The organism is Microbacterium sp. B24, from assembly GCF_000333415.1.
Taxonomy (GTDB): Bacteria; Actinomycetota; Actinomycetes; order Actinomycetales; family Microbacteriaceae; genus Microbacterium.
Genome location: NZ_BADB01000383.1, coordinates 1 through 18856 on the forward strand (window position 1 = coordinate 1; position 18856 = coordinate 18856).

Annotated in this window: 16 protein-coding genes; 10 read left to right on the forward strand and 6 right to left on the reverse strand. The window is 70.5% G+C overall.

The features are described 5' to 3' along the window. Positions 1 to 3164, reverse strand: a 3164-nt coding sequence (locus I5I_RS10555) for a S8 family serine peptidase (protein ID WP_051039580.1), incomplete at its 3' end; no start/stop codon positions are given. 17 nt (positions 3165 to 3181) lie between these two features. Beyond that, positions 3182 to 4903, reverse strand: coding sequence for a hypothetical protein (locus I5I_RS16080; protein WP_051039581.1), 1722 nt, complete (start codon positions 4901 to 4903; stop codon positions 3182 to 3184). A gap of 292 nt (positions 4904 to 5195) precedes the next feature. Between I5I_RS16080 and I5I_RS17150 the strand changes: the two genes are divergently transcribed. The 7 genes from I5I_RS17150 (at position 5196) to I5I_RS10590 (ending at position 13263) form a co-directional block, all read left to right on the forward strand. After that, positions 5196 to 5342: a hypothetical protein gene (locus I5I_RS17150; protein WP_167487182.1), complete on the forward strand. Its 147-nt coding sequence runs from the start codon at positions 5196 to 5198 to the stop codon at positions 5340 to 5342. Beyond that, on the forward strand, positions 5342 to 5431 hold the full coding sequence (gene kdpF, locus I5I_RS10565; RefSeq protein ID WP_036319279.1) for a K(+)-transporting ATPase subunit F: 90 nt from the start codon (positions 5342 to 5344) through the stop codon (positions 5429 to 5431). The genes I5I_RS17150 and kdpF overlap by 1 nt, the downstream gene beginning before the upstream one ends. Beyond that, entirely contained in the window at positions 5431 to 7119 is a 1689-nt protein-coding gene (gene kdpA, locus I5I_RS10570; RefSeq protein ID WP_036319282.1) for a potassium-transporting ATPase subunit KdpA, read from the forward strand. Before kdpF ends, kdpA begins: the two co-directional genes overlap by 1 nt. 1 nt (position 7120) lies before the next feature. After that, a complete protein-coding gene (kdpB, locus tag I5I_RS10575; RefSeq protein WP_036319285.1) occupies positions 7121 to 9286 on the forward strand; it encodes a potassium-transporting ATPase subunit KdpB in 2166 nt (721 codons plus the stop codon). 24 nt (positions 9287 to 9310) lie between these two features. Next, entirely contained in the window at positions 9311 to 9919 is a 609-nt protein-coding gene (gene kdpC, locus I5I_RS10580; RefSeq protein ID WP_036319288.1) for a potassium-transporting ATPase subunit KdpC, read from the forward strand. 97 nt (positions 9920 to 10016) lie between these two features. Next, positions 10017 to 12569 (forward strand): DUF4118 domain-containing protein, encoded by a 2553-nt coding sequence (locus I5I_RS10585; protein ID WP_036319292.1) that lies wholly within the window; start codon positions 10017 to 10019, stop codon positions 12567 to 12569. Positions 12570 to 12573: 4 nt separating this feature from the next. Further along, entirely contained in the window at positions 12574 to 13263 is a 690-nt protein-coding gene (locus I5I_RS10590) for a response regulator (RefSeq protein WP_036319295.1), read from the forward strand. Positions 13264 to 13281: 18 nt separating this feature from the next. On the opposite strand, the gene I5I_RS10595 is transcribed toward I5I_RS10590, so the two are convergent. The 4 genes from I5I_RS10595 to I5I_RS10610 all read right to left on the reverse strand — a co-directional run bounded on the left by I5I_RS10595 (position 13282) and on the right by I5I_RS10610 (position 15583). After that, on the reverse strand, positions 13282 to 14244 hold the full coding sequence (locus tag I5I_RS10595) for an SRPBCC family protein (protein WP_036319298.1): 963 nt from the start codon (positions 14242 to 14244) through the stop codon (positions 13282 to 13284). 1 nt (position 14245) lies between these two features. Then, a complete protein-coding gene (locus tag I5I_RS10600; RefSeq protein ID WP_036319301.1) occupies positions 14246 to 14608 on the reverse strand; it encodes an ArsR/SmtB family transcription factor in 363 nt (120 codons plus the stop codon). Between the two features lie 247 nt (positions 14609 to 14855). After that, positions 14856 to 15191, reverse strand: a complete 336-nt coding sequence (locus tag I5I_RS10605) for a TraR/DksA family transcriptional regulator (protein WP_036319304.1) — start codon at positions 15189 to 15191, stop codon at positions 14856 to 14858. Continuing rightward, entirely contained in the window at positions 15188 to 15583 is a 396-nt protein-coding gene (locus tag I5I_RS10610; protein WP_036319316.1) for a VOC family protein, read from the reverse strand. The genes I5I_RS10605 and I5I_RS10610 overlap by 4 nt, the downstream gene beginning before the upstream one ends. 108 nt (positions 15584 to 15691) lie before the next feature. Here I5I_RS10610 and I5I_RS10615 point away from each other — a divergent pair, with 108 nt between their 5' ends. The 3 genes from I5I_RS10615 (at position 15692) to I5I_RS17795 (ending at position 18559) form a co-directional block, all read left to right on the forward strand. After that, complete coding sequence (locus I5I_RS10615) at positions 15692 to 15961, forward strand: hypothetical protein (RefSeq protein WP_036319319.1); 270 nt, start codon at positions 15692 to 15694, stop codon at positions 15959 to 15961. Between the two features lie 121 nt (positions 15962 to 16082). Further along, on the forward strand, positions 16083 to 18419 hold the full coding sequence (purL, locus tag I5I_RS10620; RefSeq protein WP_036319307.1) for a phosphoribosylformylglycinamidine synthase subunit PurL: 2337 nt from the start codon (positions 16083 to 16085) through the stop codon (positions 18417 to 18419). 5 nt (positions 18420 to 18424) lie between these two features. Then, entirely contained in the window at positions 18425 to 18559 is a 135-nt protein-coding gene (locus I5I_RS17795) for a hypothetical protein (RefSeq protein ID WP_259457186.1), read from the forward strand. Positions 18560 to 18856: the final 297 nt, after the last annotated feature.

Sequence of the window (18856 nt, forward strand, 5' to 3'; positions counted from 1 at the left end):
TAGGCGTCGATGGTCGCCGGCGCCGTCTGATCGACGAGCGCACTGCGGATGCCGCCGTCGAAGGCCGGGGTGTAGAACGAACGGGTCTGCACGATGTAGCGCACCGTCGTCGCGGTGGTCTTCGCGGTGTAGCCCAGCGCCGACAGGGAGGTCGACAGGGTCACCACCGTGTTGTCGAAGACGTTGGTGCCCTGGTCGCCGAAGAGGACATTCACGGGACGCTGTTCGATGACGTCTCCGGTCACCGCGTCGATCGTCATCGCGACCGGGATGTCCCCGTCGGCGTCCTGCCCGGGCTGCAGCTGCACGATGAAGTCGGGGCGGCTGTCGCCGTTGACATCCAACTGCACCATCGGCCACGTCAGCGGCGACATCCGCGCCCATTCGCCGGCCATCTGCACGCCGAACGTCAGCACGCCCTGCGTGGGGTCGCTCAGCAGCGGCGCCGTCGACGACGCTCCGACGGCGAGGATGTCGGCGCTCTTCAGCGTGTGCTGCGCCGATCCGGCCGGGAACGACAGTGCAGGGGAGGTCGCGCCGAGGATGAGCGGAACCATCATCGACCGGTAGCGCTCGCTGCCGGCGCCCTGGTCGAGCCCGCGGCCCGACATGGCGAGCGAGCCGGTGGCGCCCTGGAATGCGACACCGTCGACATGCGTCTCGGAGTACGGACGCGGTGCAGCGTACACGGACAGGCGCACCGGGAAGGTGCCGACCGGCCCGATCGCTTCGAGAACACCGGAAGCGTCGGTCACGAACTGCCGCGGCGCCGTGTCGACGATCTTCGACATGGTCGGATCGATCGTGTGCCGAAGTGCGGTCGGATCGTCGATGCGCAAGGTCAGCGTCACCGCCACGGACCCCTTCGCCGGAACGGTCACGGAGGCCGGCGAGACGTCGTAGCTGACGCCCGGTGTCTCCGTGCGCGGCGCGTAGCGCAACGCGACGGTCTGGGCGGTCGGTCCATCGTTGCCGACCCGAATGGTCCGGGTCTGGACGACCGGCTGGGTGCCGACGTTGACGACGCCGAAGGACGCGCTCAGCAGATCCCCGTTCTCTTCCGACAGCAGGCTGATCGTCCCGCCGACAGCGGCGAGCGCGTCGATCCGTCCCGTGCCGACGCGCGCCGGGCCGTATGCGATCGGGTTGCTGCCGACGGTGAGCACGTCGTGAGCCGCGGTGTTCATGATCTGCTGCCTCACCCGCTCGGGCGCCCAATCCGGATGCGCTTCCTTCACGAGCGCGGCGATGCCCGCAACATGCGGGGTGGCCATCGAAGTACCGCTCATGACCTCGCGCCCTGCGCCGCTGCCGTTCCCGGCCGACGTGATCGTCACGCCGGGGGCGGCCACATCGGGCTTGAGCACGTTGTCGATCGAGCCGTGCGTTCCACGGGAGGTGAACGAGGCGATCGTATCGATGCGCGACGGGTCGGTGTGATCGATGACGTGCCGCAGGTCGCTGCGCAGTTCGATCACGAGTGTGCCGGACGTCATCGCGGAGCGCAGACTCTGCGACTCTCCGCCGGTGAGCTGCGCACCGGGAATGTCCGCGTTGCCGGCGATGCCGTTCTCGAAGCTGTCGGACTGGCTGGTGAGGACGACGCCGACGGCCCCCGCGTCGCGGGCGTTGTCGAAACGCGTCGCCGAACCGCACGCCACGTTGCTGTCGTCCCACTCCAGCCACACGATCTTGCCGCTCGCTCGTTGCGCGTCCGCCGCGCTGAACGGCCGGCATCCGTCCAGGTTGCTCGTGTCGGTGAGCCCGATGACCGAGGCGGTGACGTCGAAGTCCCACACGTAGGACTGGCCGTACTGCACCCGGATCTGCTCCGCGGCGTTCTGAGCCGGATCGCCGATCGTCGCCAGCGCCGCGTCGGCGAGACCGTGACCGCTCGCGGATGCCGCGACGGTCAAGGCGCTCTCGGTAGTGCCCGGGCTGCCGGCCACGTCCGTCACATCGCCGGAGTTGCCCGCCGCGACGACGGGCAACACTCCTGCTTTGACGATCTGATCGAGCTTCGCGTTGTCGGGGTCGTCGATGGCGCCGTAGTTCGTGCCGAGGGAGAGGTTGACGACATCGATCTCGGTTCCGGACGCGACCTTCTGCGCGATCCACTCCAGTGCCGCTCCGGTGAGCGACGTGCTGCCGCCGCCGTCGCCGAAGACCTTCAGCGCGATGAGGCCGGCCTGCGGCGCAGCCCCGGGGCTGATCGAGAAGTCCTTCTGCACGCTCTCCGACGACAGACTGCGGTAGTCGCCGCGGAAGGTGGTGAGGTCGTTGCTGACGCCGCGCCCCAGGACCGTTCCGGCAACGTGCGTGCCGTGGTTTCCGCCCGGGCCGTCGATGGGGTTGGCGTCGGGCACCGGGATGGGATCGTAGCCGGGCTGACCGATGGCGCCGTTGTAGGTGGGACCGGCGAAGTCCCACCCGCCGAGATACACGCTCGGATCGTACGAACCGGGCTGAGGCGCGTCCGTGGACGCCAGCGCCGCGGCGTAGGCGGCAGACGTGCCCGGGCCTCCGAAATCGGCGTGCGTGTAGTCGACGCCGGTGTCGATGACGGCCACCGTGACGCCCGTGCCCGTGTGCCCCGTCTGCTGCCACGTGTCGACGGCTCGCGTCAACGCATCCGAGGCGCCGTTGCTCGGCGTGGCCCCATCGACAGCGGGGACCTCGATCGACTGCGGCACGATGCGCGAGATCTTGACCACGTCGGGGCGCTCGGCGATCTGAGCCAGCGTCGCAGCGTCAGCGGTCACGGCGACACCCGGGACGGAATACGTCGAGGTGTAGAGGATGCGCGCGTCGCTGTCGACGGCGGTGACATCAGCCGCGACGTCCTTCGTCTTCTCCTCGTTCTTCGCCGCGACGTCCTCGGCCACCGAACTCGCCGTGGCGGAGGATGCGCCCTGCCGCCGCTGGTCAGTACTCGCGGCCAGCGCACCTTCGCCGTCCGTCTGGATGAAGACGTCCACGGGGCCGGCGGCGGAGGCGATGCTGTCGGGCAGTACTGCCGTGCGCCCGCCGGCGGATGCCGGGGCAACGGGGATCTCGTCCAGCGAGCCGGTGTCAGCGAAGGCAGGCGCGGCGCCGGCGGCGACGAGGCAGCTGGCGATCAGGGCGGCTGCGGCCGCCCGAGCGCGAAGGGGTGTGCGGGGCATCGTGTGCTTTCCTGGGTTCAACGAGCGGGCGAGGTGGGAACGGGAAGCGCCGGGGGTGCGATGTCGCCCTCGAGCGGATCGACATCTGGCGACGGCGACGGGCTCGGCGCGGCGCTCGGCGCGGGCGGAGCGGGCCGGTCGACGCGCGGCGTCGTCGTGGACGGCGTGATGGCCACCAGCGGCGAGCTCGGAGCGGGAGCCACCGCACTGCTGGAGGCACCGGAGCTGGGCGCGATGTCCGCGCTGGGCGCGGCGGAGCTTTCTGCGGTGACCATCAGCGGCAGCTGGATGCTGTACCCGAACGGCGCGCTGCCGGCGGTGATCCACACGGTGTAGGAGCCCGCGGCGATCGGGTCGAGGGTGACCAGCGGCATCCGGATGGTGCCGTCCTCCCCGGCATCGGCGTAGGCATCGGCGCCGACGGTCAGCGGCATCCGCTTCCATTGCGCGTCCCGGAGAGACACCCGCAGCGACGTTCCCGACGGGATTGCTGCGCCGGTCACGACGATCCCTCCCGCAGGATCGCTGAGCACGCGGGCCGCGACCGTCGACGGCGTCAACGCGAACGAGGAGGCGGGGCTGTCGGGATTTCCGGTGACGGTGAACGTCCCGAGGGCGTAGTCACCGGTGATCGTGGAGCGCGCCTCCAGCGTATAGACGCCCTCGGCCGCACCGTCGGGCGCCTTGACGCTGTTGTGGTGACGTCCCTCGCCATTCGTCCGCGAGATGCCCAGCGGGATTCGAATGCCACGCGAGGTCACCAGTGTGAGCTCGTACGTATCGAAGGGGATGAAGCCGGTCACGTCGAAGGCCATTCCGGGCGCGGTCGCGAACGCGGCGGCCGAGATCTGTGGTGCGGACGGCGTGAGCGTCTTGTTCTGCGTGCGCGGTGCCCCCGGGGTCACCATGAAGGTGCCGGAACCCTGCTGAGTGCCGTCCGCGGACTGCAGGCTGATGAGCCATTCACCGACGAGCGCGTTGACGGAGACCATCTGCATCTCGTAAGAGAAATCGCCGTTCTCATCCGAGTGCAGCCCCTCGTTCTCGCCGATCGCCACCATCGTGGTGTCAGGCATGCCGAGGTTGAAGAAGACGTGGGTCATCGGGGCGAAGCCGCTCGCGTGAACGACGACGGTTTTGTCCAGGAACTCGTCCTGGGTGATCGATGCGGGGTCGCTCCACACCTTCAGGCGCTCGCCGTCGGGGACGGTGATGTCCAGGAGAGCGGACCCTGCTTCTCCCGTGGACGTGTCGACGGTGATGCGGGCGACGCCGGGCTCCGGCTGGGTGTTCTCGGGGTCGACGTCGAGGGTTCGCACCCTGGTCACGATCGAGCCGTCGGCATCCGCGGTGATCGGTGCCCAGTGCTTCTGCAGGCCCGAGGCGAACGTGATGGAGATCGTCGCCGTCGCGCCGGGGGTCATGCCGTGAGCGGTCACCTCGACACCCGACGCCCACATCCAGTACTGCTCGATGGAGGTCTGATCGAGCGAGACCTGGATCGGCACAACGTCGTGTGGCGCGGCGGCCACGACGCGACCACCCTGCGGCACCGCGCTCCCCTCGCTGGAGGCGACAGTCCAGCCGTCGGCCTCGGCGGCAGCGGTGTCGGCTCTCGCGACGGCGGTGGTGACGGTGCGCGCCGATGGGCCGGGGGCCTGCGCGGCGGCGGAGACGCCGCCGCCGATGACGACGAGAGCGACCACAGCGGCGCCGACGATCGCAAGATTTCGCTTCATGGTGTCCTCACGAGACGGTGCGGAAGGTGACGTCGCCCAGTGAACCACGTTATGAAGTTTTTTTTCAGATATTCGGCGAAGCTTTACACGACCGTCACATTCGACCGCACCACAGCGGGGAAGCTCCCCGGTCGTTGAGCGAGCGCAGTCCCCGGTCGTTGAGCGAGCGAGCGCAGCGAGTCGAAACGCCCCACCCCCGCCGGCGACGTGAGCGTGCCGTGAGGACCGCCCGCCGGGCCGTAGGGAAACCGTAAGGACGCCGGAAGCGGCCGCCGCGCAGGAGTTGGATCGGATGCCGTGCCCACCGTGGGCGCCCGCGCCGACGTCGGAGCGCGGTCAGTGTCCGGGAGTTGCTGTGCTCGATGTGATCTACGTCGTCGTGACGGTCGCGGTGTTCGCGATCGTCGCCCTCGTCGCGAAGGGGGCGGAGCGACTCTGATGGACGTCTTCTCGATCATCGGCGCCGTGCTGGGCATCGCCAGCGTCGTCTACCTCGTCGTCGCCCTCGTGAAACCGGAACGCTTCTGATGGGCGTCGATTCCGCCGACATCTGGTTCGGTGTGCTCCAGATCGCCACCCTCGTCCTGCTGCTCGCACTGCTGTACCGCCCGGTCGGCGACCTCATGTTCCGCATCTTCACGGGCGAGAAGGATGCCGCCGCAGAGCGGTTCGTCTACCGCCTCATCGGGGTCGATCCGCGCAGCGAACAGACCTGGCAGGCCTATACCCGGGGCGTCCTCGCCTTCTCGCTCATGGGCGTGCTCTTCGTCTACGCGCTCCAGCGCCTGCAGGCGTTCCTGCCGGCCTCGCTCGGGCTGCCGGCCGTTCCCGAGGGCCTGGCGTTCAACACCGCGGCATCCTTCGTCACCAACACCAACTGGCAGTCGTACTCCCCCGAGGCGACGATGGGCTACCTCGTGCAGCTCGCCGGCCTCACGGTGCAGAACTTCGTCTCGGCCGCCGTCGGCATCGCCGTCGCCGTCGCGCTCGTGCGCGGGTTCGCGCGGCGCGGGCAGAGCACGATCGGCAACTTCTGGGTCGATCTCACGCGTGGCCTCGGCCGACTGCTGCTGCCGATCGCGCTCGTCGCTGCGGTCGTGCTGCTGGCGGGCGGCGTCATCCAGAACCTCAACGGCTTCGTCGATGCGCACACCCTCGCGGGCGCCACCCAGTCGATCCCGGGCGGACCGGTCGCCTCGCAGGAGGCGATCAAGATGCTCGGCACCAACGGCGGCGGGTTCTTCAACGCGAACTCCGCGCACCCCTTCGAGAACCCGACGCCGTGGACGAACCTGTTCCAGCTGCTGCTGATCCTCGTCATCCCGATTTCGCTGCCGCGCACGTTCGGCCGCATGGTCGGCGACAACCGCCAGGGCTACGCGATCCTCGCGGTCATGTCGACCCTCGCGATCGCGTCGATCGCCGCGGTGAGCGCGCTCGAGGTCGCCGGGCACGGCACCGCCCCGCAGCTGGCCGGCGGCGCGATGGAGGGCAAGGAGCAGCGGTTCGGCATCGTCGGCTCGGCGCTGTACGCGGCCGTCACGACGCTCACCTCGACCGGCGCCGTGAACTCGATGCACGACTCGTACACCGCGACGGGCGGCATGATTCCGCTGCTGAACATGATGCTCGGCGAAGTCGCCCCCGGCGGAGTGGGCTCGGGCCTGTACGGCATGCTCGTTCTCGCGATCATCGCCGTGTTCGTCGGAGGTCTGCTCGTCGGTCGCACCCCCGAATACCTCGGCAAGAAGATCGGCCCGACCCAGATCAAGCTCGCGAGCCTGTACATCCTGGTGACTCCGACCCTGGTGCTGGCGGGAACGGCGTTGAGCTTCGGCATCCCCGCCGTGCGCGCCGACGTCGAGGCGACCTCGATCCTCAATCCCGGCATCCACGGGATGACGGAGGTGCTGTACGCGTTCACGTCGGCCGCGAACAACAATGGCTCGGCGTTCGCCGGACTCACCGCGAACACGCCCTGGTTCAACACGGCGCTGGGTGTGGTGATGCTGCTCGGACGGTTCGTCCCGATCGTGCTCGTGCTCGCCCTGGCCGGCTCGCTCGCCGCACAGGAGCGCGTGCCCGCCACCGCCGGCACGCTGCCGACGCACCGCCCGCAGTTCGTCGGGCTCCTCGCGGTCGTGACCGTGGTCATCACCGCACTGACGTATTTCCCCGTTCTCGCGCTGGGTCCCCTGGCAGAAGGTCTTTCCTGAAATGAACACGTCCGCTCCGGTCCTCGACCGTCCGCAACCCACCGGTGACGACCGTGCGTCCTCGCCCGCTCCGACCCGCCGCGCCTTCGGCTGGAGCCAGCTGATCGAGGCCCTTCCGGGGGCGCTACGCAAGCTCAACCCCGCGGAGCTCTGGCGCAGCCCCGTGATGTTCCTCGTGTGGGTGGGCGCGGCCCTCACCACCGCGATCGCGATCGCCGAGCCCTTCCTCGGCGGCCCGCAGAGCTCGGGCGGCACCCCGGTGCCGGGCGGCTTCACGTGGGGCATCGCCGTGTGGCTCTGGCTGACGGTGCTGTTCGCGAACCTCGCCGAGTCGGTCGCCGAAGGCCGCGGCAAGGCGCAGGCGCAGGCCCTGCGCACGACCCGCACCGCCACGGTCGCGCACCGCGTACGCGGCTACGACGGCGCCGCGGATGCCGCGGCCACCACCGCCGCGACCGAAGACGTGGCCTCGTCGGAGCTGACCCTGGACGACGTCGTGGTCGTGTCGGCCGGCGAGCTCATCCCCGGCGACGGCGACGTCATCTGGGGCATCGCGACCGTCGACGAATCGGCCATCACCGGCGAATCGGCCCCCGTCGTGCGCGAATCCGGCGGCGACCGCAGCGCCGTCACCGGCGGCACGCGGGTGCTCAGCGACCGCGTCGTCGTCCGCATCACGTCCACGCCCGGTCAGACCTTCGTCGACCGCATGATCGCTCTCGTCGAGGGCGCGAACCGTCAGCGCACCCCCAACGAGATCGCCCTCGGCATCCTGCTGGCAAGCCTGTCGATCGTGTTCGTCGTCGTCGTGCTGACCCTCAACCCGATCGCCTCGTACGCGGCGAGCCCGGTCAGCATCCCCGTGCTCGTGGCGCTGCTCGTCTGCCTCATCCCCACGACGATCGGTGCGCTGCTGTCGGCGATCGGCATCGCCGGCATGGACCGTCTCGTGCAGCACAACGTGCTGGCCATGTCGGGCCGCGCGGTCGAAGCCGCCGGCGACGTCACGACGCTGCTGCTCGACAAGACCGGCACGATCACCTACGGCAACCGTCGCGCGAGCGCCTTCCTGCCGCTGACCGGGGTGGAGGAGATCGAACTCGCGCGCACCGCCGCGCTGTCGTCGCTTTCCGACCCCACACCGGAAGGGGTCTCGATCGTCGAGCTCGCCACCGCGCGCGGCGTCGAGGCGACCGCTCCAGCCGACGCCGTCGCCGTCCCGTTCACCGCCCAGACCCGCATGAGCGGTCTGGACCTCGCCGACGGCACCGTCATCCGCAAGGGCGCCGGCAGCGCCGTGCTCGCCTGGATGGAGCAGACCGGTCCGGTGTCGGCCTCCGTGCGCACGCAGCTGACCTCGGACATCGAGTCCGTGTCGCAGTCGGGCGGCACGCCGCTGGTGGTGGCCGTTCAGGATGCCGTAGGGGCGCGCGTGCTCGGCGTTGTCCACCTGAAGGACGTCGTCAAGGAGGGCCTCGCCGAGCGGTTCACGCAGCTGCGGGCGATGGGCATCCGCACCGTGATGATCACGGGCGACAATCCCCTGACGGCGCGGGCGATCGCCGCCGAGGCGGGCGTCGACGACTTCCTCGCCGAGGCCACCCCGGAGGACAAGCTGGCGCTCATCCAGCGCGAACAGGCGGGCGGCGCGCTCGTCGCGATGACCGGCGATGGCACCAACGACGCCCCCGCGCTCGCGCAGGCCGACGTCGGCGTCGCGATGAACACGGGCACGTCGGCCGCGAAAGAGGCCGGCAACATGGTCGACCTCGACAGCGACCCGACCAAGCTCATCGACATCGTCCGCATCGGCAAGCAGCTGCTCATCACCCGAGGAGCACTGACGACGTTCTCCCTCGCCAACGACATCGCGAAGTACTTCGCGATCATCCCGGCGATGTTCATGGGCGTCTTCCCGGGACTCGCCGCGCTGAACCTCATGCAGCTGCACTCGCCCGCGTCGGCGGTCACGAGCGCCATCATCTTCAACGCGATCATCATCGTGGTGCTGATCCCGCTGGCGCTGAAGGGCGTCGCCTACCGGCCGGCGAGCGCCTCGCAGATCCTCGGGCGCAACCTCCTCGTCTACGGACTGGGCGGAGTCATCGCCCCCTTCGTCGGCATCAAGCTCATCGACCTCATCGTGAGCCTTCTCCCGGGCTTCTGACCGGGCTCTTCGAAAGGCATCGTCATGTCCACCCGCACTTCCCTCCGCCATCTCGGCGTCGCCGCCCGCGCGATGCTGCTCGCCACGGTCGTCCTCGGCATCGCCTACACCGCCGTCATCACGGGCGTCGGCCAGGTGGTCCTGCCCGCGCAGGCCAACGGTTCGCTCGTGCGCGACGCCGGCGGTCAGGTCGTCGGCAGCGCGCTGATCGGCCAGTCCTTCACGGATGCCGACGGGGCAGCCCTCCCCCAGTACTTCCAGTCGCGGCCATCGGCCGCGGGCAGCGGATACGACGGCGCGGCGTCGAGCGGGTCGAACCTCGGCCCGGAGAACAGCGACCTCGTGACCGCGATCGGCGAGCGCCAGGCCGCGATCGCCGCGGCGGACGGCGTGCCGGTGGGCGACATCCCGGCCGACGCCGTCACGGCATCCGGATCGGGACTCGACCCGCACATCTCGCCGGCGTACGCGAAGCTACAGGTGGCCCGCATCGCCGCGGCGCGCGGCCTCGACCCGGCGGTGGTCTCGGCGCTCGTCGATCAGCACACGAGCTCGCGCGACCTCGGCTTCCTGGGCGAGCCCCGCGTGAACGTGCTCGAGCTGAACCTCGCCCTCGACGCCGCCACGCGGTGACGATGGCTGCGGTGACGTGCGACGCGGCGCGTCCGCCGGCATCGCTTGCACGTCGGTCGGGGCGGCTGCGCGGCGGCGGGAGAACTAGGGTGAACGCATGAAGCAGGGCAGACTGCGCGTGCTGCTCGGAGCGGCGCCGGGCGTCGGCAAGACCTACGAGATGCTGTCCGAGGGACACCGTCTGCTCGCCGACGGGCGCGACGTGGTCGTCGGCATCGTCGAGACCCACGGCCGCGCGGCCACCTCGGCCCGCGCGGAGGGCCTGCCCACGCTCGGACGCCGGCGTCTGCGCCATCGCGAGGTCGACCTCGACGAACTCGACCTCGACGGCCTGCTGGATCGGCATCCCGAGATCGCGCTCGTCGACGAGCTCGCCCACACCAACGCACCCGGCTCCCGCAACGAGAAGCGCTGGCAGGACGTCGAGGAGCTGCTGGCCGCCGGCATCGACGTGATCACGACCGTCAACGTCCAGCACATCGCCTCGCTGGGCGGCGTGGTCGCGCAGATCACCGGGGTCACTCAGCGCGAGACGGTGCCGGATGCCGTGGTACGCGCCGCCGACCAGATCGAGGTCGTCGACCTCGCGCCGCAGTCGCTGCGCGACCGGCTCGCCGCCGGCGCCGTCTATCCCGCCGAGCGCATCGACGCGGCCCTGTCGAACTACTTCCGCCTCGGAAACCTCACGGCCCTGCGCGAACTCGCCCTCCTGTGGCTCGCCGACGAGGTCGACAGCGCGCTGCAGAGCTACCGCGAGGAGCACGGCATCCGCGGGGCGTGGCAGGCGCGCGAGCGGGTCGTCGTCGCCCTCACCGGCGGCCCGGAGGGCGACACGCTCCTGCAGCGCGGAGCGCGCATCGCCGCGCGTGCCGCGGGGGGCGAGCTGCTCGCGGTGCACGTGACGACGCAGGAGGGGCTGCGTGCGGCCGCCCCCGGTGCCCTCGCGGCCCAGCGCGCACTCGTCGAGTCGCTCGGCGGCAGCTACCACCAGGTGATCGGCGAGGACGTGCCGCGGACGCTGGTCGAGTTCGCCCGGTCGGTCAACGCGACCCAGCTCGTGCTGGGCGCCAGTCGTCGCAGCCGGCTCGGCGCGGCCTTCACCGGTCCGGGCATCGGGGCCACGGTCATCCGCGAGTCGGGCGACATCGACGTGCACATCGTGACCCACGCCGCCGCGGGCGGAAACCTGCACCTGCCGCGGCTGACCGGAGGGGCGCTGGGCTGGCGGCGGCGCATCCTGGGGCTGGTGGTCGCTCTCACCGGTGGACCGCTGCTGTCGTGGCTGCTGTTCGCGACCGCGAACGAAGAGACGATCACCTCCGACGTGCTCTCCTACCAACTGCTCGTGGTCGTCGTCGCGTTGATCGGCGGGATCTGGCCGGCGCTGTTCGCGGCGGTGCTGTCGGGGTTGACGCTGGACTTCCTCTTCATCCATCCGCGTTTCACGGTCACGATCGACAACCCGCTGCACGCGCTGGCGCTCGTGCTGTACGTGGTGATCGCGATCCTGGTGAGCTGGATCGTCGACCAGGCCGCACGTCGCACCCGCCGGGCACGGCGCGCCGCTGCGGAGTCGGAGCTGCTGGCGACGGTGTCGGGCAGCGTGCTGCGGGGCGAGAGCGCCGTCCCGGCCTTGGTCAGTCGCACGCGGGAAGCGTTCGGCGTGAGCGGGGCGCGCCTGCTGGCCGGAGACGGATCGACGCAGCAGGTGCTGGCGACCGACGGCGAGCCGGTGCGCGACGGCCGGGCGGTCGTGGTGCCCGTCGGCACGGATGCCGCGGGCGGCCCTCGGGCCACGCTGGAGCTGCACGGCGGCGACGTCGGCGGCCCCGAACGACGCCTCCTCGACGTCATCACCGCTCAACTCGCTGCGGCCCTCGAGCACAGCGAGCTCACGCAGACGGCCCGCACCGCCGACGCCCTGGCCGCGACCGACCAGGTGCGCACGGCGTTGCTGTCGGCGGTCAGCCACGATCTGCGCCGGCCGCTCGCGGCCGCCATCGCCGCCGTCGGCGGCCTGCGTGCCGCGGGGCCCTCGCTCACCGCAGCCGACCGCGACGAACTCGTCGAAACCGCGGACGAGTCGCTCGCCGCGCTCGCGGCGCTGGTCACCGACCTCCTCGATGTGAGCCGCGTGCAAGCGGGGGTGCTCGCCGTCTCGCTCTCCCCCGTCGATCTCGCGGGGGCAGTTCTCGAAGCCCTCGACGAGCTGGGCATCGGACCCGACGTCGTCGAACTCGCGCTCGATCCGACCGTTCCTGCGGTGCGCGCCGACCCCGTGCTGCTGCGGCGGGTCATCGTCAACGTCCTCGCCAATGCGCGCCGCTACGCGCCGCCCGGCACGCGCGTGCGCATCGCATCCAGCCGGCTCGGCTCGACCGTCGAGCTGCGGATCGTCGACCACGGCCCGGGCGTCAGCGCCGACCGCCAGGACGACATCTTCGCTCCCTTCCAGCGGCTCGGCGACACCGACAACACCACCGGGCTGGGGCTCGGGCTCGCCCTGTCGAAGGGCTTCACCGAGGGCATGGGCGGCACGCTGACGCCCGAGACCACGCCCGGCGGGGGGCTGACGATGGTGGTCTCGCTGCCGGTGGATGCCGCGGCATCCACTCTCGCCGGGCCCTCGGTCGCCGAAGCGAGAGGATGAGATCGTGAAGATCCTGGTCGCCGACGACGATCCGCAGCTCGTGCGGGCGCTGCGGATCACCCTCGCCGCGCACGGCTACGACGTCATCGCCGCGCCCGACGGCGCCGCCGCGATCGCCACGGCGGCCCAGGCGCGCCCCGACGTCGTCATGCTCGATCTCGGCATGCCGCGCCTGGACGGCATCGAGGTGATCCACGCGCTGCGCGGGTGGACCGACGTGCCGATCCTCGTCGTGTCCGGACGCACGGGCTCCGCCGACAAGGTCGAAGCACTGGATGCCGGCGCCGACGACTACGTCACGAAGCCGTTCCAGGTCGACGAGCTGCTCGCACGCCTGCGCGCCCTCGCACGTCGGCGGGGCGTGGCAGCGGCGGCATCCGTGGACACGCCTGTCGTGCGCTTCGGCGATGTGGAGGTCGACCTCGCCGCCACCCGGGTCGTCCGCGGCGGCGAGGTCGTGCACCTGACGCCGACGGAATGGCGGATGCTCGAGTTCCTCGCCCGCAACCCGGGCACGCTCGTGACCCGGCAGAACCTGCTGAGAGACATCTGGGGAACCGACCAGGTGGCCGACTCGGGGTATCTGCGCCTCTACATGTCGCAGCTGCGCAAGAAGCTCGAGCGCGATCCGGCGCATCCCCAGCATCTGCTCACCGAGCAGGGCATGGGCTACCGACTCGTGCTCGGCGACTGACCCGCGGCGCAGACGGGCTCAGCCCGCGACGACCGCCTCCAGGCGCGCGTACGACGCCTCCATGCCGTCGGTCATCCCCGTCGCGAGGATCATGTCGCGGGTCTCCTTGTCGGGGTACTCGATCAGCAGCGTGAGCAGGGTCGCGCCGTCCTCCTCGTAGAACTGCAGGTCGTTGACCGTCGACGGCCCCGGGGTGCCGATCATGCGCTCCGTCGACACCTCGCGCCAGATCGGCTCGCTGAGCAGCCGCTCGCTCTCGAAGCCGAAGCGGGTCGACTCGTCGTCACCCTGCTGCCACACGAAGCGGGTGGTCTCGCCGACCTCGCACTCGACCATCTGCCAGCCGTCGGGGCCGAGCAGCCACTGACGCAGCAACTCCGGCTCGTGGTGGGCACGCCAGACGAGCTCGCGCGAACCCTCGATGAGCCGGGTGATGCGCACGTGCTGATCGGTCAGCAGCTCGGTGCGAGTGCCCTTGCCCTGCGCGTACGCCCGGAGGTCCTGCAGCACGGCGTCGAGCTGGCTCATCGCCAGACGCGAACCCTCGATCGCCCCCATCGCGACGACCTGCTCGAGCGCCTCGAGCGAAGTGAAGTAGGTGGTGTTGGTGAGTCGCGAGCCGTCGGCGGTCGCTTCGAACGAGAAGACCATGCGCATCGAGGGGAAGCCGTCGAGCTTCTCGCCGTCGTCGCCGACGAACGAGTCGAGCACCTCGAAGCTGCGTCCGGGGTCGACGTTCAGCACCTCCCACGATCCGGCGGAGCGCTGGCCCTGCGGGCTCGTCATCCGGTAGTCGACGCGGCCGCCGGGGCGGAGGTCGAACGCCGTGAAGGTGGCGGGCCACCCGGGAGGGCCCCAGAACCGCTCCAGCTGACGCGGGTTCGTGAAGGCCTCCCAGAGGCGGGACACGGGTGCCGCGGCATCCGCGACGAGGGTCATCGTGAGGTTCTCGGGATCGGTGGTGATGTCGGTGACGGGCATGTCAGTCTCCTTGCGTGGGACGGGGATCGTGGGGTTCAGCGAGCAGAGCGTCGAGGCGGTCGATCCGCGAGCGCCAGAGGTCTTCGTAGCGGGCGAGCAGCGCTCGGGCACGCGCGATCATGCGCGGATCGGCGCGCACGAGGCGCTCGCGTCCCTCGGCGCGCTTGATAACGAGGCCGGCCGCTTCCAGCACGGCCACGTGCTTCTGCACCGCGGCGAACGACATGTCGTAGTCCGCGGCGAGCGCCGAGACCGACTGCTCGTCGACGATCGTGCGGCGCAGGATGTCGCGCCGCGTCGCCGCCGCCAGGGCGTGGAACAGCCGGTCGGTCTCATCGTCGCTCAACTCAGTTTGTACAACCATTTGGTTGTACGTTAGGCGACGGGATGCCGCGTGTCAACACCCTCGCCGGAACAACCGTCATCTCCCGGACCGGGCACTACCGCGGAGCTGCGAACAGAGGGTGCGGAACTCCTCCACCTCAGCCCGGTCCTGTGCGACAGGGCGCTCCACGCCGACGCAAGCTCGCCGAATGGAGGAGTTCGAGCCCCGGTGGAGTTCCCCCTGCCGCGGTTGGGGGTCGGGGCTCGAATCGCCCGCGACTGTGCCGTCAGGCGGCGCAAGCGATGCAGGTCGTGGCCATCGGCCGTGCCTCGAGCCGGCCCGCGGCGATGTGCCCGCCGCAGACGCCGCAGGTTCCGTACGTCCCGGCATCCACGCGGGAAAGCGCGGCCGCGACCTCGGCCCGCTCGACCTGCACCGAACGACGCAGTGCGTCGATGCGCTGCCACTCGCCGGAGAGGGTCGACCCCTCCGGATCGTGCTCGTCGTCGGCGGTCGCGTCGGCACGGTCGGAGAGCACCGACGCCTCGTCGGCGTCCAGCCGGGCCCACAACGCGTCGAGCTCCGCCGCGCGGGCGCGAAGCCGGTCGACCGGGTCTGTCATCCTTGGTAGCCGATGAGCCAGGTCACCCCGAACCGGTCGCGCACCTGACCGTCGTGGTCACCCCAGGGTCGCAAGGCGAGCGGGTCGAGCACGTCGCCCCCGTCGGCGAGCGCCGCGAACCACTTCTCCAAGACGGCCGGCTCGGCGGTGCCCAGCAGGGAGAACAGGATGCCGCGGAGTTCGAGTGTCGGCTCCCCGCTCGCGACATCCGAGGCGAAGAGCTCGACGACCCCCTGCAGCATGCCGTGCGCGATGCGGTCGGCGGGCCCGTCGTCGCGCCCGAACTCGCCGAACGTCGCGAGGACGAGCTCGCCGCCGAACACCCCGCGGTAGAACTCGAGGGCGTCGCGTGCGATGCCGTCGAAGGAGAGGTACGGAGTGAGTCCGGTCATGAGGGCGAGGATACGTCGCGGCGACGACATCCACGACCCCTCCTGTCAACCCCCGTGCGTCGCCGCCGACGGCAGCGAACAGTGGAGCTCATGACGAAGGAGGACGACATGACCACCCCGCAGACATCCCCCGACACGACGCCTGGCGTCGGGACCGAAGACGCCCCCGCCGCGACCGAGCCCGATACCGAGGAGCTGACCGAGCCGAGCACGGAGAAGGATCCCGGCGAAGAGCCGTTGGCGCCGCACCCGGACGAGCCGCTGGCCCCGAACCCCGACGAGCCGCTGGCTCCGAACCCGATCGAACCCACGCTGCCGCAGGCCGCCGAGCCCAGCCATCACGCCGTGGGCATCGGCGTGATCGACGACGAGGCCTGACCGGGCCCGTCCCGGACTCCTCCACCTCGCCGCCGGATGGAGGAGTTCGGGGCCGCCCGGTCGGCGGCGGCCCGGCTAGACTGAGGCCGTCCCCGGCACCCGAGTCTTGGAGTCCCGCCGCGTGAGCACCCCCGCATCCGACAGCAAGGTCGCAGACACTGTCGAGAACGCCGTCCAGACGCCGGAGAAGGAGCAGCCGTACGCGGCACTCGGACTCAAGAGCGACGAGTACGACCAGATCAAGCAGATCCTCGGCCGCCGTCCCACCAGCGGCGAACTGGCGATGTACTCGGTGATGTGGAGCGAGCACTGCTCCTACAAGTCGTCGAAGATCTATCTGCGCCGCTTCGGCCAGAAGGTCTCGGAGGAGATGAAGGCCCGCCTCATGGTCGGCATGGGCCAGAATGCGGGCGTCGTGGACGTCGGCGAGGGCTGGGCTGTCACGTTCAAGGTCGAGAGCCACAACCATCCCAGCTACATCGAGCCCTTCCAGGGCGCGGCGACCGGCGTGGGCGGCATCGTCCGCGACATCATCTCGATGGGTGCGCGTCCCGTGGCCGTCATGGACCAGCTGCGCTTCGGCGCCATCGACAATCCCGACACCGCCCGCGTCGTGCACGGCGTGGTCAGCGGCATCAGCTTCTACGCGAACTGCCTGGGCCTGCCGAACATCGGCGGCGAGACGGTGTTCGACTCCGTCTACCAGGGCAACCCGCTGGTGAACGCCCTCGCGGTGGGCGTCATGCGCCACGAAGACATCAAGCTCGCCAACGCCACCGGCGCCGGCAACAAGGTGGTGCTCTTCGGCGCCCGCACCGGCGGTGACGGCATCGGCGGCGCGTCGATCCTCGCCTCCGACACCTTCGCCGACGGCGGCCCCACCAAGCGTCCCGCGGTGCAGGTGGGCGACCCGTTCGCCGAGAAGGTGCTCATCGAGTGCTGCTTGGAGCTGTACCGCGACGAGCTCGTCGAGGCGATCCAGGACCTCGGCGCCGCGGGCATCTCCTGCGCGACGAGCGAGCTGGCCGCCAACGGCGGCTCGGGCATGCGCGTCGACCTCGAGAACGTGCTGCTGCGCGACCCCACGCTCACGCCGGAGGAGATCCTGATGAGCGAGAGCCAGGAGCGCATGATGGCGATCGTCGCGCCCGAGAAGCTCGACGCGTTCCTCGCCGTCACCGGCAAGTGGGATGTCGAGACGAGCGTCCTCGGCGAGGTGACCGGCGACGGCCGGCTGCAGATCTTCTGGCACGGCGAGCAGATCGTCGACGTCGACCCCTCGACCGTGGCCGTCGACGGCCCCGTCTACGAGCGCCCCGTCGCCTACCCGACGTGGATCGACGCCCTGCGCGACGACTCGGCATCCGCCCTGCCCCGTACCGATGACGCCGAGACGCTGAAGGCGCAGTTCCTCGACCTGCTCGGCAGCCCGAACCTCGCCGACACCAGCTGGGTGACCAACCAGTACGACTACTACGTCATGGGAAACACCGCCCTCAGCTTCCCCGACGACGCCGGCATGATCCGCGTCGACGAGGAGAGCGGCCTCGGCTTCGCCATCGCCACCGACTGCAACGGACGCTTCTGCCAGCTCGACCCCTACGCGGGCGCGCAGCTGGCCCTCGCCGAGGCATACCGCAACGTCGCCGTCACCGGTGCGGTGCCCACCGCCGTCACCGACTGCCTCAACTTCGGCAGCCCGGAGAACCCCGAGGTGATGTGGCAGTTCGGTCAGGCGGTCGACGGTCTCGCCGACGCGTGCCTCGAGCTCGGCGTGCCGGTCACCGGCGGCAACGTCAGCTTCTACAACCAGACCGGCGACACCCCGATCTTCCCGACACCCGTCGTCGGCGTTCTGGGCATCATCGACGACGTCGCCCGTCGCATTCCGAGCGGCTGGCAGGATGCCGGCGAGAACATCTACCTGCTGGGCGTCACGGCCACCGAGCTGAGCGGCTCGGCGTGGGCAGAGACCGTTCACGGCCACCTCGGCGGACGCCCGCCGGCGGTCGACCTCGCCCAGGAGAAGCGTCTCGCGGAGCTCATCCACGCGGCATCCCAGCAGGAGCTGGTCTCCAGCGCCCACGACCTCTCGTCGGGCGGGCTCGCCCAGGCCCTGGCTGAGGCGGTGACGCGCTTCGGCGTCGGCGCCCGCGTCTGGCTGCGCGAGATCATGGAGCGCGACGGTGTGGATGCCGCGACCGCCCTGTTCAGCGAGTCCACCGGCCGCGTCATCGTCTCGGTGCCGCGCGAGGAGGACGTGAAGTTCCGCGGGCTGTGCGAGGGCCGGGGCTACCCCGTGCTGCGCATCGGCGTCACCGACGCCGCGACGGACGCGGCCGAGAACGCCCTGGAGGTGCAGGACGTGTTCACCCTGACCGTCTCCGAGCTGCGCGCGCGGTCGCGGGCGACACTGCCGGCCGCGTTCGGGCCGACGGTGGTCGAGCCCGTAGGCTGAGCCGCATGAGCGAGCAGGACGAGTACGAGGGCATGAACGAGGCGCGCACGCGCCGTACCCGCATCATCGCCTGGGTCACGATCGTCGCCCTCATCCTCGTCGGCGGCGGCGCGACGGTGCTCGCGCTGCTGTTCGGCTGAGCCACGCCACCAACTCCGCAGGAACGCACGTACTCCGCAGCGCAACGCCTGCGCACGTGCGGAGTTCGTCACAATCTGCGGAGTTCGTCACGGCTCACCCGGGCGGATGCCGCGGCATCCCTCTCTGCGAGCGCTCCCAGCCGGTCTGGATAGGCTGAAGGCGTGGATCCGCTCTGGGCGACGATCGCCGAGTTCTGGTGGATCGGACCGGCGACGATCGGTACCGGCACCCTCGGCTGGCTCGGCCTGCGCCGCGAACGACGCGAACGGCGCCGCCGCATCGAGCGGATGCGCCCG